The organism is Hoyosella subflava DQS3-9A1 (assembly GCF_000214175.1).
Lineage (GTDB): Bacteria > Actinomycetota > Actinomycetes > Mycobacteriales > Mycobacteriaceae > Hoyosella > Hoyosella subflava.
Genome location: NC_015564.1, coordinates 899,104 through 913,563 on the forward strand (window position 1 = coordinate 899,104; position 14,460 = coordinate 913,563).

General features: G+C 62.9%; 14 protein-coding genes. 11 read left to right on the top strand and 3 right to left on the bottom strand.

Features of this window, described 5'->3' with window-relative positions; genetic code table 11:
* Position 1 precedes the first annotated feature (1 nt).
* The 3 genes from AS9A_RS04240 to AS9A_RS04250 are packed head-to-tail and all read left to right on the top strand — an operon-like array spanning position 2 to position 2,822.
* Positions 2 to 1,045 (top strand): MCE family protein, encoded by a 1,044-nt coding sequence (locus tag AS9A_RS04240; protein WP_013805677.1) that lies wholly within the window; start codon positions 2 to 4, stop codon positions 1,043 to 1,045.
* A complete protein-coding gene (locus AS9A_RS04245) occupies positions 1,042 to 2,253 on the top strand; it encodes an MlaD family protein (protein WP_013805678.1) in 1,212 nt (403 codons plus the stop codon). The genes AS9A_RS04240 and AS9A_RS04245 overlap by 4 nt, the downstream gene beginning before the upstream one ends.
* Positions 2,254 to 2,258: 5 nt before the next feature.
* Positions 2,259 to 2,822, top strand: a complete 564-nt coding sequence (locus AS9A_RS04250) for a hypothetical protein (protein ID WP_049793653.1) — start codon at positions 2,259 to 2,261, stop codon at positions 2,820 to 2,822.
* Here AS9A_RS04250 and AS9A_RS04255 read toward each other — a convergent pair.
* Positions 2,799 to 3,731: a hypothetical protein gene (locus AS9A_RS04255; RefSeq protein ID WP_013805680.1), complete on the bottom strand. Its 933-nt coding sequence runs from the start codon at positions 3,729 to 3,731 to the stop codon at positions 2,799 to 2,801. The genes AS9A_RS04250 and AS9A_RS04255 overlap by 24 nt on opposite strands.
* Positions 3,732 to 3,834: 103 nt before the next feature.
* Positions 3,835 to 4,692, bottom strand: coding sequence for a DUF2189 domain-containing protein (locus AS9A_RS24040; RefSeq protein WP_013805681.1), 858 nt, complete (start codon positions 4,690 to 4,692; stop codon positions 3,835 to 3,837).
* A 173-nt stretch (positions 4,693 to 4,865) separates the two neighbouring features.
* Here AS9A_RS24040 and AS9A_RS04265 point away from each other — a divergent pair, with 173 nt between their 5' ends.
* The gene (locus AS9A_RS04265; RefSeq protein ID WP_013805682.1) at positions 4,866 to 6,068 is read left to right on the top strand and encodes a histidine kinase; all 1,203 of its coding nucleotides are present in this window, start codon (positions 4,866 to 4,868) and stop codon (positions 6,066 to 6,068) included.
* Positions 6,069 to 6,081: 13 nt separating this feature from the next.
* A complete protein-coding gene (locus tag AS9A_RS04270; protein ID WP_013805683.1) occupies positions 6,082 to 6,789 on the top strand; it encodes an IspD/TarI family cytidylyltransferase in 708 nt (235 codons plus the stop codon).
* Here the strand turns inward: AS9A_RS04270 and AS9A_RS04275 are convergent.
* On the bottom strand, positions 6,786 to 7,493 hold the full coding sequence (locus AS9A_RS04275; protein WP_237707874.1) for an IspD/TarI family cytidylyltransferase: 708 nt from the start codon (positions 7,491 to 7,493) through the stop codon (positions 6,786 to 6,788). The genes AS9A_RS04270 and AS9A_RS04275 overlap by 4 nt on opposite strands.
* Before the next feature lie 81 nt (positions 7,494 to 7,574).
* On the opposite strand from AS9A_RS04275, the gene AS9A_RS04280 reads away from it, so the two are divergent.
* The 6 genes from AS9A_RS04280 to AS9A_RS04305 all read left to right on the top strand — a co-directional run bounded on the left by AS9A_RS04280 (position 7,575) and on the right by AS9A_RS04305 (position 14,442).
* Positions 7,575 to 8,381, top strand: coding sequence for a LytR/AlgR family response regulator transcription factor (locus AS9A_RS04280; RefSeq protein ID WP_407636563.1), 807 nt, complete (start codon positions 7,575 to 7,577; stop codon positions 8,379 to 8,381).
* Positions 8,382 to 8,394: 13 nt separating this feature from the next.
* Positions 8,395 to 8,781 (top strand): hypothetical protein, encoded by a 387-nt coding sequence (locus tag AS9A_RS04285; RefSeq protein WP_013805686.1) that lies wholly within the window; start codon positions 8,395 to 8,397, stop codon positions 8,779 to 8,781.
* 22 nt (positions 8,782 to 8,803) lie between these two features.
* The gene (locus tag AS9A_RS04290) at positions 8,804 to 10,558 is read left to right on the top strand and encodes a sodium/solute symporter (protein WP_013805687.1); all 1,755 of its coding nucleotides are present in this window, start codon (positions 8,804 to 8,806) and stop codon (positions 10,556 to 10,558) included.
* A gap of 194 nt (positions 10,559 to 10,752) precedes the next feature.
* Entirely contained in the window at positions 10,753 to 11,124 is a 372-nt protein-coding gene (locus tag AS9A_RS04295; RefSeq protein WP_013805688.1) for a DUF485 domain-containing protein, read from the top strand.
* Positions 11,121 to 12,746, top strand: a complete 1,626-nt coding sequence (locus AS9A_RS04300; RefSeq protein ID WP_013805689.1) for a solute symporter family protein — start codon at positions 11,121 to 11,123, stop codon at positions 12,744 to 12,746. The genes AS9A_RS04295 and AS9A_RS04300 overlap by 4 nt, the downstream gene beginning before the upstream one ends.
* A gap of 142 nt (positions 12,747 to 12,888) precedes the next feature.
* Complete coding sequence (locus AS9A_RS04305; RefSeq protein ID WP_049793655.1) at positions 12,889 to 14,442, top strand: carboxylesterase/lipase family protein; 1,554 nt, start codon at positions 12,889 to 12,891, stop codon at positions 14,440 to 14,442.
* Positions 14,443 to 14,460: the final 18 nt, after the last annotated feature.

Here is a 14,460-nt window from a genome sequence, read left to right on the forward strand (position 1 = left end):
AATGACTGTGTACTCCAGGTCCAGGCACGCGCTGATCGGCCTGTGCGCCGCGGTGATGGTTTCGGGATGCTCCATCGGGATGGACCAGATCCCGACGGACTGGGCGCAGGGGCGCGATACGTACTCGATCGACGCAGTGGTGCAGAGCGCGGATCTCCTCAACGTAGGCAGTGAGGTGCGCCTCGGGCAGCGGCTCATCGGGCGTATCAGTGACTTGCGGCCCGACGGTGGCCAGGCAGTGCTGACGATGCGCCTCGACGGCGACGTCGAACTGCCCAGCAACGTCTCTGTGCGCGTGGAGTTGCCTACCCTTCTCGGTAACCCGTACGTGCGGATGCGGATGCCAGCTGAACCTGCCGCGCTGCCGCTCGAGCCGGGCAGCGTGATCACCCGCGACTACACCGAACTCGGGCCGGAACTCGAATCCAGCATCGCGGCCATCGGTCTCGTGCTGCAGGCTAGCGGGATCGATCAGTTAGAAACCGTGGTAACGGAAGCGGCCGAAGCGTTCCGCGGGCGTGGGGGAGACTTTGCGCGGCTCGTCGATTCGCTGATCGCCATCACCGATACCATCAACGCTCAGCATGACGAGATAGACGCGACGCTCACCGCGATGGCCAGCACGACGGCCCAACTCGCCGGCAATCGGGGGAACTTCGAGCGTGGACTGAACAGCGCCGGTCCACTGCTCGCCGAACTGTCACAACAGGAACAGCAAATCGGCGCGTTCGTCGACCGGTTCGCCGCCGCGGGCGCAGACCTTGCGACGCTGCTCGGCCAGACAGAACAAGAGCTGCCGAAGTTCCCGGAGCGGCTACGGGGCGTCGTTGACGCGTTCGAATCCGTGAACTACGAACTCACACAGTTGCATATCGTCCTGGCTGCGTTCATGAATGGCTTCGCGAATGCGCAGGAGGGTGATTACCTTCGCTTCGACGGCACACTCGACCTGCCCGAATCGGTCGCGAAGGTGCTTTTCGGTACCCGCGCGGATGAAAGCGACCCGAACGCACTGTTACGGCAACTCACGGAGGGCACGCGATGAGAAAAGCTGTGCTAGTTCAGCTGGCGTTGTTCGTCGCCATCGCAATCGTCGTCGTTCCTGCAGGTATTAGGTACTCGCTGGGGCCGCAAGCGAATCCGTTCGGCTCAACGATCCACGTTGTCACGCATTTTGATCACGCCAGGGGGATCGGTCCAGGCACGCCCGTAACCTTCCGCGGGATCGTGTCTGGAAAGGTGACCTCAGTGGATGTCGCGGATACCGGCGGCGTGGATGTCAATGTCGCACTCGACCCTGGTACGCAGATACCGGCGGACTCGTACGCGATCGCGTCGATGCTGAATCCTGCGGGTTTGTCGGTGCTCGAGTTCCGGGCCGACGCGGAAAGTGACAGAAACCTGGAGGACGGCGACCTCGTACGAGCTCCTGTCGAGATGCAGAACGTCGGATTCACCGAATCACTCGCGCAAGTGCGCGTCCTAATCGATTCCCTGGATGCTGGATCAATCGGGTCGCTCGCGGAATCGATGTCGGCCGCGCTCGCGAACAGGTCTGATGACATCGGCGACATCGTGGACAACGCGCACGCGCTCGCTGGAGTGCTCGAGGACCACGACGAGACGTTCAACTGGTTCGGCGAAAACGGGCAACGCACCATGGCGGCGCTCGCTGACGCCTCAGATGCCCTGCCGGGCACCGCGCGATCCATGCGTGTGGTGGGGGAGGACTTCACCGAAGGCGGCCCCGCTCTGGACTATCTGCTGGACGAGGGTCCGAGGGTGATGCAGCGCCTGACCCGTTTGCTCGACGAACTGCCCAGTGACGACGCGCAACTCACTCGCGGACTCGCTGACGTCTTCCAGATACTCGGTGGCCGTGACGCCGCGCTTCTGGCCATGGCAGACACCATGCCAATGGCGCTGGAGAAGCTCACGTCGATCGGAATCGGGGACCGCGCGGACTTCACCCTGGTCGTCACTCAGGGCCCGGTCTGCTACTACGAAACACCGCGCCGCGTAGTCGGTGACCTCAGCCCGCGCGAGCCCAATCTGGGCGTGTACTGTCCGCCGGGGGAACACCACGCCAACCGTGGTGCGCTCACCGCACCAAGACCGGACGGGCTGGGTCTGCTCGGCTACACGACACCAGGATTCCAGACAGTCGGGCCACCGATCGTCGATGATCCGCTGCTGATACCGACCGGAATCGAGGCGTTCCGGGAATTGCTCGAGATGGGAACACCGAATTGACCAACATGTCCGACGCTGACGCACACTCCGAGGGCCCGGCAGCAGGATCGGAGGCACCCGCATCAGCGGCGCCGCGCAAGCGTGGCGGAACGACCGTTCTGGCAGTTGCACTGGCAGCGATGACGGGACTCAGTGCGGTACTCGGCTACCTCTACTGGGACGCGACCCGGGCGACGGACTCTAGCGAGTTCGAGGGCGCGGATCCCACTGGCGCTGCTGCGGCGGGAGCCGAGTACGCGGAACTTGTGAGCACCTATTCGTTCGACAACTTTGATGAGCATTACGATTCCGTCGCAGCGATCTCAACCCCTGAGTTCCAGGAAGAGTACCGGACAGCCGCGGAATCGCTGAGAGAGTTCCTCAGCGAAGCGGAGGGTGTCTCCGAGGGCACAGTCGAGTATGCGGCGGTCTACCGCCAGAATGACGATGATGCGCAAGTAATGGTTTTTCTGGACCAGCAGGTGCGAAACGTCCTCGCCCCAGACGGCCGCCTCGACAAGAGCCGCCTTCTCGTGACACTGCACAAGGTCGACGGCGAGTGGCTCCTACACGACGTCGGAGGTTCCTGATATCCCCAGGCTCCCAGTCACCCGCCGGTACGCGTAGGCGAGCGCAATCGCTGATACTGGGATGGTGATGAGGAAGCCTACGATCACCACGGTGCCGAGCACGACGATGAGGTAGCAGGCGACCGTCAGAAGCAGTAGTGGACCTACGTTGTCGATGACGGTGCGCCAACTCGATTTCAGTGCCTCGATCGCGTTCTGGTTCTGATCGACAACGAAGTGCACAGTGAACATGCTGAGGAACCCGACGATCAGCCCAGGGACCACGCACAGCAGCAGGCCAGCCAGCGTCAGGGCGGCTACCGTAACGGTGGCGAGCAGTATTTGACTGATGTTTGTCAGCCGGAGGAAGTCCCGCAGCGCGGGGCGTTCGTCGGCGCTTTCATCGAGTGCTCCTCGTACGATGGCAGCGCTCAGAACAATCAGTACCGCAACGATGATCGCGATTCCGACCGCAGCAAGGGATACCACCAGCAGGGGATTACGGTCCGGCTCGCCGGCGGGGGCGAGGAAAATCATGGAGGCGGGAAACGCGACCATGAGGCCGAAAACAAGGCTGAGGAGCAGAAACCCTATCCACGCGCCCACATTGTTGACGTACTTGTTCCATGCGAAGCGCAGTGCGTCACCGATGTCGAAAGTGACGTCAGCCGCGCCGCGATAGCGCAGCTTCCCCTTCCCGCCGCTGCCCTTGATGGGACCGTACGGGGTTGGGGGGTTCTCGCCGGGGTCGAGGTAGTTCCCTGGGGGTGGTTTCGCGCCGGGACTGAGAGATCCGCCCGCGGTTGGATATTCACCCTGCGGCGGGTAGCCGCCAGGTTCCGGTGTCGCGCCGGGCTGTGGGATGTCTTCAGGCGTCGGAAAGCCTGACTCTCCGGAGGCGCTATCACCGCTGGATGAACTGCTCGACATCTGTCCCCATCTCGTTGAACTTCAGCCATCAAGTATGACTGCTGAGACGCTACTGGCGCGGGACAGGTGCCCCGCGCCAGCGCGCTCAGTGCAAAGCTCGCAACTACAGCGCGGGCTGACGGCCCGTCAGCGTCCGGTATGCGTAGACCGACAGCATCGTCATCAGTGGCAGAACCACGAGGAAGCCGAGCCCGCAGGTGATTACGCCGAGGATGCCGAAGCCGAACAGCGTCAGGATCAGAAGCAGCAGCGGCACCACGTTCTTCGAGACGAGTGACCAGCTGCTCTTGATCCCGGTGATCGCGTCCACGTTCTGGTCGAGCACGAAGTGTGTCACGAACATCGAGAGGAACGCGACGATCAGGCCGGGGATGATGAGCAGGACGAACCCGATAGCCGTCATGATGCCGACAAGGATCGAGGCGATCGCGAGGTGGAGGATGTTGTTCAGGTTCGCGAAGTCCCCGAAGCTGGGCTTCATACCGTCCGCGGTGTAGAGCGCGCCGCGAATCATCATCCAGCCCAGTACCGCGGAAATGATCGTGGCGAGGAGGTCAACGAACCCGAAGGCAAAGATGTCGTCAGGGTCGCGGCCAGTTGATCCAGCGAATGAGAAGACGATGTTCACGACACCGATGATGAGAGTGAATCCCACCCAGATGGCCCAGTTGTCGGCGAATCGGTTCCACGCCCAGCGGACACCGTCGCCGATGCGGAATTCGCCGCTGGCCTGTCCATAACTGCCCCCGCCAGGAGGCGGCGGCGGATACGAGCCTTGGGGCCCGAAACCGCCTGGAGGCGGAGGTGGTGGTGGGTAGTCACCGAATTGCGGTGGTGGAGGTGGTGGGTAGCCGCCCGGCTCGGAGGGCGGATTCCAGCCCTGATCGCCCGTTCCGCTGTCATCTGGCTCTCCGGGACCGCCACCATACGGTGGTTGTCCGCCAGGGGGGTACTGCGTCATCTAGCACTCCTTTGGTCCGCTTTGCGCGAAAAGGTATCGCTTGCTTCGGCTGAGTCTGTCCAACGATGCGGGCTTACGCAACACGAGTGATGCCAAATGAGTTACGGGTGTGTCACAAGATCAAACGTCCCTGCCTGCGAGCACGAAGAATCCCGCGTAAGTAATCTCACCGTATGTCTTCTGTCGCGGTGGCTGCTGGCGCGGTCATACTCGCCGTCCTGGGGGTCCTTGCGATCGCCGTCTGGCTGCGGGCCCGCCAGGGCTTCACGACTCCCACAGAGCGCGCCGTGCATGCGACGTTGTCCACAGCGGGTGAGGCGGCGAAAGTGCTGCGCCGCGGACTAACCGCGGAATCCGCAGCTGAGTCGGCCCCAATCCTGTCGCTGCTTGTCGGCTCCCAGGGCATGGCGATCTGTGGAGCGGACGGCGAGGTACTCGCGTGGGAGGGGCTGGGCCAGCAGCATAGGAGCAGTTTCTCAGAATCGGCGCGAGACGTGGTTGCCACGGGAAGGCAGCGGCTGATCCGTCACGACGACTTGGATTGTCACCGCGATGACTGCGAGGTGTGGGCATTCGTCGCCCAGCCGATCATCACTGGTGAAGCGTCGGATCTTCCGCAAACCGCTGGGGTTCTCACGGCCGTTGTGACCGGCCCTGTCAGCCCAGGACTTGTGCGCACCCTCGCAGAGGTAACGCGTTACGCGGCAAGTCAGCTTGAACTCGCGGAACTCGATGCGTCACGGGAACGGCTCGCACACGCCGAGGTCCGTGCGCTGCGGGCGCAGATCAGTCCGCATTTCATTTACAACGCGCTGACCACGATCGCCTCGTTTGTGCGCACTGACCCGCAGCGCGCGCGCGAGCTGATTCTCGAATTCGCGGACTTCACAAGGTATTCGTTTCGCTCCGCTGGCGAGTTCACCACGCTGGCGGAAGAACTGCAGAACGTAGAGCGATATCTGACGCTGGAGCAGGCACGTTTCGGAGATAAGCTCTCGGTTCGTTTGCAGGTTGCCCCAGAAGTTCTCAACGTGGTCATCCCGTTTCTCGTGCTGCAGCCCCTTGTGGAGAACGCGGTACGGCATGGCATCGCCGGGAATCCGGAGGGGGGGTCAGTGGCGATCAACGCGACGGACTCCGGTGCGGAATGCGTTCTGAGTATCGAGGACGATGGAATCGGGATGGACCCCGAGAGATTGCGCTCGGGGGCATTTGATTCCGACCCGCACGACACCCATATTGGGCTCAGCAACGTGGACGAACGTTTGCGTGCCGTATTCGGTGATGATTATGGGCTGGTCGTCGAGACTGCAGTCGGGGCCGGTACTAGGGTCGTGTTGCGCGTGCCGAAGTTCCGCCAGGGTGTGACAGCGTAGGGGATGCGAGGACATGACTGATCCTGTGTTGGTATTACCCGTACCCCGCGACTTCGCGGACAATCGGGCAGCAATATTCTCGCGACTGGGCCACGATACGCCCCTTGTTTACTGTCTGCGCGCCATGCTCGCCGGGGCCGCCGTCGGCACGAAAACCCTCGTTCCGGTCGTCACGTCCCTGATTGCAGAGGTACGAGAGGTGGTGGCCGCCTCGGAACTTCGCTCAGTCGAGGTCATCGCAGCGGACGGGGAGGGCACGCGACGGGACTGCGTGACTGCTGCACTGTCTGAGCTTGCCGAATCAGACTATTCAGAAGCTCAGGTTGTGCTGCACGATCTGCGGTACCCCCTGGCGTCTTCTTCGCTCTGGAAGAGGGTCGTGGACCGGTTGCTCGAAGGCGCCTGTGACGTGGCGGTACCGGCACTCTCGATGATCGACAGCGTGAAAGCCGTTGATCATTCCGGGGTTATTGCAGAAACAGTCGATCGGTCGCTGCTGCGCTCCGTTCAGTTCCCGCGCGGGTTCCGCGCGGGGGTGCTGCAGCAGATTGCGGACAACACCGCGGTCCAATCGCCGTACGATGAACTCACCGTGGCGGTCCGGCTCGGCTTCACGGTCGCGCTCGTTGACGGTGACCCCGACGCGTTCGCCGCGAAGATCCCCCAAGACAGCGCACTAGTGAACGCTATTATTGAGTGCCGCCGGGAAGGTCAGCGCTAATCCAGCAGTCGCTCGGCGAGAGACAAGTCATGCGCGAAGGTGACTTTGAGGTTGCGTTCGCTCCCCGGAAATGTCCGGATGGTGAGGTCTGCGAAGTTCTCGACGCTTGCTGCCGTGTCGGTCCCCTCGAAACCGGCTGCAACAGCGGCCTCGAACGCCATGAGCAATGGCTGGGCACGAAATGCCTGGGGCGTCTGGACGCGGACAAGGTCCCGTTCCGGTACTGCGCAGATCTCACCCTCAGCGTTGACACGCACCAGTCCCGCTGCGGGCAGAGCGGGGACTGCACCTCCGAATTCGTGCGCCACAGAAACCGCAGCCCGCATCATGTCGACTCCAGCAAGCGGCCGCGCTGCGTCGTGGACCACCACGACATCGATGCTTTCTGCCTCGATGTCTGCTGCCAGATGCTTCAGCGCGTTGAACTCCGACTCGTGACGGGTGGAGCCACCCTCGATCACCTCGATGGCGTTATCAGCGGCGTCGCGTTCGAGGATCGAATCGACCAGCGCACGATCCTCAGGACGGATCACAAGGATGGTTCGCTCGAACTCGGGAGTCTCTGAAACGGCGGTAAGCGTCCAGGAGAGGAGACTCCGGCCGGCGAGCGGCAAGAAGACCTTGTTTCCCTCGCTGCCCATCCTTGTGCCACTTCCAGCCGCGAGCACGACAGCAGCGGCGCGGCAATGCGCAGGATTCACCACGCCAACACTCTAACGTGCGAATTGTGGCTGAACTTGACCACTCGTGCCCCATGGCGCGGGTGGCCCGGCATGATGGACAGCATGGAAAGAGCCGACTCCGCGCCATTGACGGTTCTGGCTGTGGATGACGAGGTCCCTGCGCTCGACGAGCTCGTGTACCTGTTGCGCGAGCAGGACGGGATCGGGAAGGTACATGCAGCGAACGATGCGACGAGCGCACTGCGGATCCTCCGCAGCGAGGGGATTGACGCTGTCTTCAGTGACATCCGGATGCCTGGTCTTGACGGCGTCGAACTCGCGGGGATTATCAGTGCTTTCAAGAAGCCACCCTTCGTTGTGTTCGTCACGGCGCACGACGACCGTGCCGTCGACGCATTCGACGTCGGTGCTGTCGACTATCTGCTGAAACCGCTGCGGACTGAACGGCTGACGCAAGCGATGCGCCGAATCCACGAGCACCGGGCGCAACAAGTGAGCGCAGTTGAGAAATCAGCCCCAGATCCTCCCGTCGCGCAGCCGTCCGACGAGGTCATCCCGGTAGAACTCGGGGGAGTCACCACCCTTGTGCGCCGGTCCACGGTCGGCTGGGTTGAAGCGGATGGCGACTATGCCCGGCTGCACACGACGACAGGTTCGCACCTGGTCAGGATTCCGCTGGCAACTTTGGAGGAGCGGTGGGCCGACGCTGGTTTCGTTCGTGTCCACCGGTCCTATTTGGTGGCGTTACGCCTCGTTACGGGGCTCAAAAGCGCGGGCACAGGATATGTCGTCAGGCTTCGGGGTGAGCGGGAGCTGCGGCCTGTGGAACTGCCAGTGAGTCGCAGGCACACTCGAGCGCTGAAGGACCGCCTTGTTCGCGGCCCGATGCAATCCTGGCAAGCAAAGTAGCAGGGAGACTTCGATGCCCGATCCGGATAGCGCGCGGGGTGGCCCGCGACCGCAGCGTGAGCGCATTGTCCTGTCTCACCGAGCCGGTGCCCGCCCAGTTCGCACGCGGATCGAACTGGAAGAACAGACACGCGTTGGCGAGGTACTTGTCGCGGGGCTCATGCGGACGCAGCTCGGTCTTGCGCTGCGCCTGGCGCTGCTCGTCATCATCAGCGTTGGCGTGCTGCCGCTCGCCTTCTGGCTAGTTCCGGGGCTTGCGACGGCGACAGTAGGAGGTGTGCAGCTGGCGTGGCTGCTGCTCGGTGCCGCGATATATCCGCTGCTCGCGGGAGTGGGCTGGGTCTATGTACGTCAAGCTGAACGCAATGAGCAGCAGTTCTCCGAGCTTGTCGAAGACTAGACACTGAGAAGATCAGACACTGATGAGTGGCCTTCAGCAGTACGGCAGTGGTGCGGTTCTCACCCTGACCGCTGTCCTGCTGGCGGCGCTCGCCACCGTTGTCGTAGGTTCTCTCGGGGTTCGGTTCGCACGCACCACCTCGGACTTCCTTGTCGCGTCGCGCAGGGTGGGGCCGCGTCTGAATGCCGCCGCGATCTCTGGTGAGTACCTTTCTGCCGCATCGTTTCTCGGGGTTGCTGGCCTGATCGCCAAGTACGGCGCGGATGCACTCTGGTATCCAGTGGGCTTCACTGCTGGATACCTCTTTCTGCTGATGTTCGTTTCTGCGCCGCTGCGCCGCTCGGGTGCCTACACCGTCCCTGACTTCGCCGAATTCAGGCTGGCTTCCGAACGCCTTCGGCAGCTCACCATGGTATTCGTCGTGCTCATCGTGGGGCTCTATATGGTGCCTCAGTTTCAGGGCGCCGGTCTCACGTTGCGGATCATCCTGGGCTTCCCCGAATGGGTAGGGGTCGCGGTTGTGGGCGGCATCGTCATCGCGAATGTTGCCTCCGGCGGGATGCGTTCCATCACCTTCGTTCAGGCATTCCAGTACTGGCTGAAGCTCACCGCACTCGCGATACCCGCGATCGCGATCGCCGTGTTTTTCCTGACAGAACAGCGTCCACTCAGTGAGCCCCTGCCGCCAACAGTTAGTTCAGACACCACGATCAGCGTCGAAACGGATGTCGTCGTTCGCACAGAGGTCCCCGTCGCGCTGATCATGGACGGGACTGCGACCACGCTCCAGCCCGGTGAGCATTCGATAGAGGCGGGTACCGAGCTGCTGCTTCCGGAAGGAACTCCAGTTCCCATCGTCGCTGGCGCGCCGATTTCAGGCTCCGACTGGCTGCAGCCCGGATCAGGTTTAGGGACGGGGAGTGGTGACGGCACGGGAATCGAGCTCTATGAGGTGTATTCGCTGATTCTCGCGACTTTCCTTGGAACGCTCGGATTGCCGCACGTGCTCGTCCGCTTCTACACGAATAAAACTGGCAGTCTCGCGCGCTGGACCAGCCTGATCGTGATCGGCCTCCTCGCGATCTTCTATCTGTTTCCCGTCATCCTCGGCGTGCTTTCGCGCGTTTACGTGCCGCAACTGCTCTTGACCGGCACGTCAGACGCAGCGGTACTGCTGCTGCCTTCCGCTGTCTTCACCGGCCTGACGGGACAGATACTGGCGGCGATGGTGGCCGCTGGTGCGGTCGCGGCCTTCATGTCGACCTCATCCGGACTGCTGGTTTGCGCGGCGGGTGTACTTTCGACTGACGTGCTGCGCGGCAGGGTGCGCGACTTCCGGTTGAGCGCCCTGCTCGCGGGGGTCACTGTCATGGGCCTCGCGCTCGCCGCGACCCGTCTCGACCTGTCGCAGTCGGTGGGGTTGGTGTTCGCGGTTGCCGCGTCAACGTTCGCGCCGTTGCTTCTGCTGGGAATCTGGTGGCGTGGCCTCACTGTCGCCGGCGCGGCGAGCGGACTGCTTGCGGGCGGGACGTCCAGCCTCATCGCCGTGCTCGTCACAGTGCTCGGTCTCGGCCCCTCAACTGGCTGGGCCGCCGCAATACTCACACACCCGGCCGCCGTGACAGTCCCGCTCGCATTCCTCACCATGATCACGGTGAGCCGCGCGACCGCCTCCACGGTCCGCCCGGACGTCGCCCGGACCTTCACGCGCATGCATATCCCGGAGCGATTCGGGATGGTGCGCGACCGCGCGATCGAGCGGTGGGGGCGGGGCTGAAGAGCTGCGTCCGCGGGCACGTACCGTTCACCGCTCGTCGCGCCCCACTGACCGCTCAGCGCACGCTCATGCTGCTTGGCTTGTGACCCGAACCACAGCCCTCATTTGTGACTCAGCTCTCTTTAACGTCGGGGCATCACGTCAAATCCCATGGGCGCCGGTAAGGCCGGGCCCGCAACCGTCGAGGAGCTACCGTGACCGCACCGCCAGTCCTCGCCTCACCGGCCGAGCAGACTCCCGAGCCCCGGATTGTCACTGCTGAAGATTTCGTCCGCGTTCAGGCAAGCCCAGAGTTCCAGGACCTCCGACGGAGGCTCCGCCGCTTCGTCTTCCCGATGACAGTGTTCTTTCTCGGGTGGTACCTGCTTTACGTGCTGCTCGGGGTTTACGCCACCGGGTTCATGGGCACGCCCGTGATCGGCAACATCAACGTCGGCCTGCTCCTAGGGCTAGGCCAGTTCATCACCACGTTCGGCATCACCGCGTGGTACATCATCTTCGCCAACCGCAATCTTGATCCGCGTGCTGCCGCGATCCGCGAGGAAATGGAAGGGACACCGGCATGAACATCCTCGCTCAAGAGTCCTCCTCGATGGTCGGCAACCCGCTGATCAACATGTCGATTTTCGTGCTCTTCGTCGCGGCGACCATGGTTTTCGTCATCCGCGCCAGCCGCACGAACAAAACTGCCGCTGACTTTTACACCGGCGGCCGCGGATTCTCCGGACCGCAGAACGGCATCGCCATCTCTGGCGACTACCTTTCCGCCGCGAGCTTCCTCGGAATCGCCGGGGCGATCGCGGTGTTCGGCTACGACGGATTCCTGTACTCGATCGGTTTCCTTGTCGCCTGGCTGATCGCTCTGCTTCTTGTCGCGGAACTGTTGCGAAATACCGGCAAGTTCACGATGGCTGACGTGCTGAGTTTCCGGTTGCGCCAAAAGCCCGTGCGCACTGCTGCTGCGACCTCGACAATGGTCGTCTCGCTGTTCTATCTGCTCGCCCAGATGGCGGGCGCAGGTGGTCTTGTTGCGCTGCTGCTCGACGTCAACGACCGCGCCACCCAGTCGCTGATCATCGCTGTCGTCGGCGCGCTCATGATCGTGTACGTCCTCGTCGGCGGAATGAAGGGCACCACGTGGGTGCAGATCATCAAAGCCTTCCTGCTCATTACCGGCGCAGGCGTCATGTCCGCATTGGTGCTGTGGAAGTTCGGCTTCAACATTTCCGGTCTCCTTGGCTCCGCGCAGGACACCGTCAACTCCACGGTTGAAGGTGGCCGCGATGTGCTCGCACCTGGTGCGCAGTACGGCATCAGCGAAATGTCGAAGCTGAATCTCATCTCGCTAGCCCTCGCGCTCGTGCTAGGCGTCGCGGGTCTGCCCCACGTGCTAATGCGCTTCTACACGGTGCCCACCTCGAAGGAAGCCCGTAAATCGGTTGTATGGGCAATCGCCCTCATCGGTGCCTTCTACCTGTTCACCCTGATCCTCGGATACGGTGCGGCAGCTATCGTCGGGCCGGAACGCATCCTCGGCGCAGCGGGCGGACAGAACTCTGCTGCACCACTGCTGGCCTACGAGCTCGGCGGAACAATCCTCCTTGGGGTGATCGCCGCGGTCGCGTTCGCCACGATCCTCGCGGTTGTCGCTGGCCTCACGATCACCGCCTCAGCGTCGTTCGCTCACGACATCTACGCAAACGTCCTGAAGAACGGTGACGTCGATGAGAAGAAGCAGGTGCGGGTATCCCGCATCACGGCAGTCGTGATCGGCGCCCTCGCAATCGGGCTGGGCATCCTCGCCAACGGTCAGAACATCGCGTTCCTCGTCGCGCTCGCCTTCGCGGTGGCCGCTTCCGCGAACCTGCCGACGATCCTGTACTCGCTGTTCTGGAAGCGGTTCAACACGACCGGCTCGCTGTGGAGCATCTACGGTGGCCTCGCCTCTGTGATCATTCTGATTGTCTTCTCCCCAGCAGTGTCCGGCGCACCGACCGCCATGCTCCCGAACATGGACTTCGCATGGTTCCCGTTGTCGAACCCGGGCATCGTCTCCATCCCGCTCGGCTTCCTGTTCGGTTACCTCGGTTCGGTCCTCTCGAAGGACACGGGCAACCTGGAGAAGAACGCCGAAATGGAGGTTCGTTCACTCACCGGTGTAGGCGCGGAGAAAGCAGTAGCACACTAGGCCCGCTAGGCCAGGCTCAGCAGGAGCCCCTCCAAAGCCCCGGAGTTGACACCACGTCGCTCCGGGGCTTTGCTGTGACCGCGGGCACGAAATTGTTATCGCCTTGGCATCGATTTCGTCGCTCGTTGGACATCACGCACTTATGAGCGCGAGAGTGGGCGGTGTGACCCACCATCCCGAAACGTCGGTTGCCGAAACCGACGTCGAAACGACGAGCGGCGCGGTCCGGGGCTACGTGACAGACACCTCCCGGGTCTGGCGAGGCATACCCTATGCCGCCGCGCCCGTCGGGGAACTTCGTTTCCGGGCGCCCGAGCTGCCACACCGCTGGCGGGGTGTCCGAGACGCGACTCGCTTCGGGGCGATCCCTCCGCAAGAGATCCCGCGCGGCATCACGGCTCCCGCATCGTCGGACGTCACGATGGATGAAGATTGCCTCACGATCAACGTGATAGCGCCACGCGGACGGCTCCCCGAAAAGCCACTGCCCGTGCTGGTGTACATCTACGGTGGCGCGTACACGAGTGGTTCCGCTTCACTTGATGTGTACGACGGATCCCGGCTTGTCGAACGCGGCGAAGTGGTGTTCGTGTCCTTCAACTACCGCCTGGGAGCTCTGGGGTTCCTCGACCTTTCCTCGTTCTCCGGAATGGGCCGCAGATTCGACACCAACGTGGGGCTCCGTGACCAGGTGAGGGCACTGGAGTGGGTTCGGGACAATATCGCGGGTTTCGGCGGTGACCCTAGCAACGTCACGCTTTTCGGCGAATCCGCTGGGGGGATCTCGGTCACCACCCTGATGACCGTGCCGCAGGCGCGTGGGCTTTTCGCGCGTGCGATCGCGCAAAGTCCCGCGGTCGCGGCTGCCTATGAACCGGAACGAGCGGAAGGCACTGCACGGGACTTCCTGGATATCCTCAACGTGCTGGAATCACACACCACGGAAGTGCTCGGCCGTGTGCCTGCTGAGGAGTTCGTGGAGGCTAGCGCTGATTTGAAGGAACGTCGGGTACGCAAATTCCCCGGCACGATGACGTTCAGTCCCGTCATCGACGGTGATTTTCTGCCGCGGCGTCCGGCGGAGGTTTTCGCCGCGGGGGAGGCGCACCCGATTCCGCTTATCATCGGCACGACGGATCGGGAAGGTGCCTTGTTCGCCCGTATGGGCGAGACGATCCCCACGACGGTGCCGATGATCGAGTTGATGTTTGCGCAGACCGACCCCAGCAAACGTGACGACGTGATCGCCGCGTATCCGGACTACCCAGGCCGCCGGGCCGCCACCGACATCGGTGGTGACGTCATCTTCTGGCATCCCACCGTCGAGGCGGCTGAGGGCCACAGCCAGGTCGCGCCTACCTTTATGTATCGGTACGACTTTGCGCCGCGGCTGCTGCGCATGCTGCGAATGGGTGCGACGCACGCCACTGAGCTCCCCGCCGTGTTCGGAACTCTCGACAGCAGGGCGGCGAAAGCCCTCACCACGGTCGGAGGGCGCTCGCAGCTCGCCACTCTCAGCGAACGCATGCAACAGCACTGGCTGAGTTTCGCGCAGCACGGGACACCGGTGAAGGATTGGCCAGCGTACGAGGTGTCTGCCCGCAGCACGAAGATCTTTGATTCGGAGGACAGGGTCGAGAATGATCCGCGTGCCGTCCGGCGCCGAGCGTGGCGTGGGTATCAGAATTACCGGTGACGCGCACCGACGGAAAGG

What these genes read in the sequence shown, in the direction of transcription:
- AS9A_RS04250 (WP_049793653.1), top strand. Translation starts at nt 2,259, where the DNA reads ATGTCCGACGCTGACGCACACTCCGAGGGCCCGGCAGCAGGATCGGAG.
- AS9A_RS24040 (WP_013805681.1), bottom strand. Translation starts at nt 4,692, where the DNA reads ATGACGCAGTACCCCCCTGGCGGACAACCACCGTATGGTGGCGGTCCC.
- AS9A_RS04245 (WP_013805678.1), top strand. Translation starts at nt 1,042, where the DNA reads ATGAGAAAAGCTGTGCTAGTTCAGCTGGCGTTGTTCGTCGCCATCGCA.
- AS9A_RS04290 (WP_013805687.1), top strand. Translation starts at nt 8,804, where the DNA reads ATGAGTGGCCTTCAGCAGTACGGCAGTGGTGCGGTTCTCACCCTGACC.
- AS9A_RS04255 (WP_013805680.1), bottom strand. Translation starts at nt 3,731, where the DNA reads ATGTCGAGCAGTTCATCCAGCGGTGATAGCGCCTCCGGAGAGTCAGGC.
- AS9A_RS04285 (WP_013805686.1), top strand. Translation starts at nt 8,395, where the DNA reads ATGCCCGATCCGGATAGCGCGCGGGGTGGCCCGCGACCGCAGCGTGAG.
- AS9A_RS04300 (WP_013805689.1), top strand. Translation starts at nt 11,121, where the DNA reads ATGAACATCCTCGCTCAAGAGTCCTCCTCGATGGTCGGCAACCCGCTG.
- AS9A_RS04305 (WP_049793655.1), top strand. Translation starts at nt 12,889, where the DNA reads ATGAGCGCGAGAGTGGGCGGTGTGACCCACCATCCCGAAACGTCGGTT.
- AS9A_RS04240 (WP_013805677.1), top strand. Translation starts at nt 2, where the DNA reads ATGACTGTGTACTCCAGGTCCAGGCACGCGCTGATCGGCCTGTGCGCC.
- AS9A_RS04270 (WP_013805683.1), top strand. Translation starts at nt 6,082, where the DNA reads ATGACTGATCCTGTGTTGGTATTACCCGTACCCCGCGACTTCGCGGAC.
- AS9A_RS04280 (WP_407636563.1), top strand. Translation starts at nt 7,575, where the DNA reads ATGGAAAGAGCCGACTCCGCGCCATTGACGGTTCTGGCTGTGGATGAC.
- AS9A_RS04265 (WP_013805682.1), top strand. Translation starts at nt 4,866, where the DNA reads ATGTCTTCTGTCGCGGTGGCTGCTGGCGCGGTCATACTCGCCGTCCTG.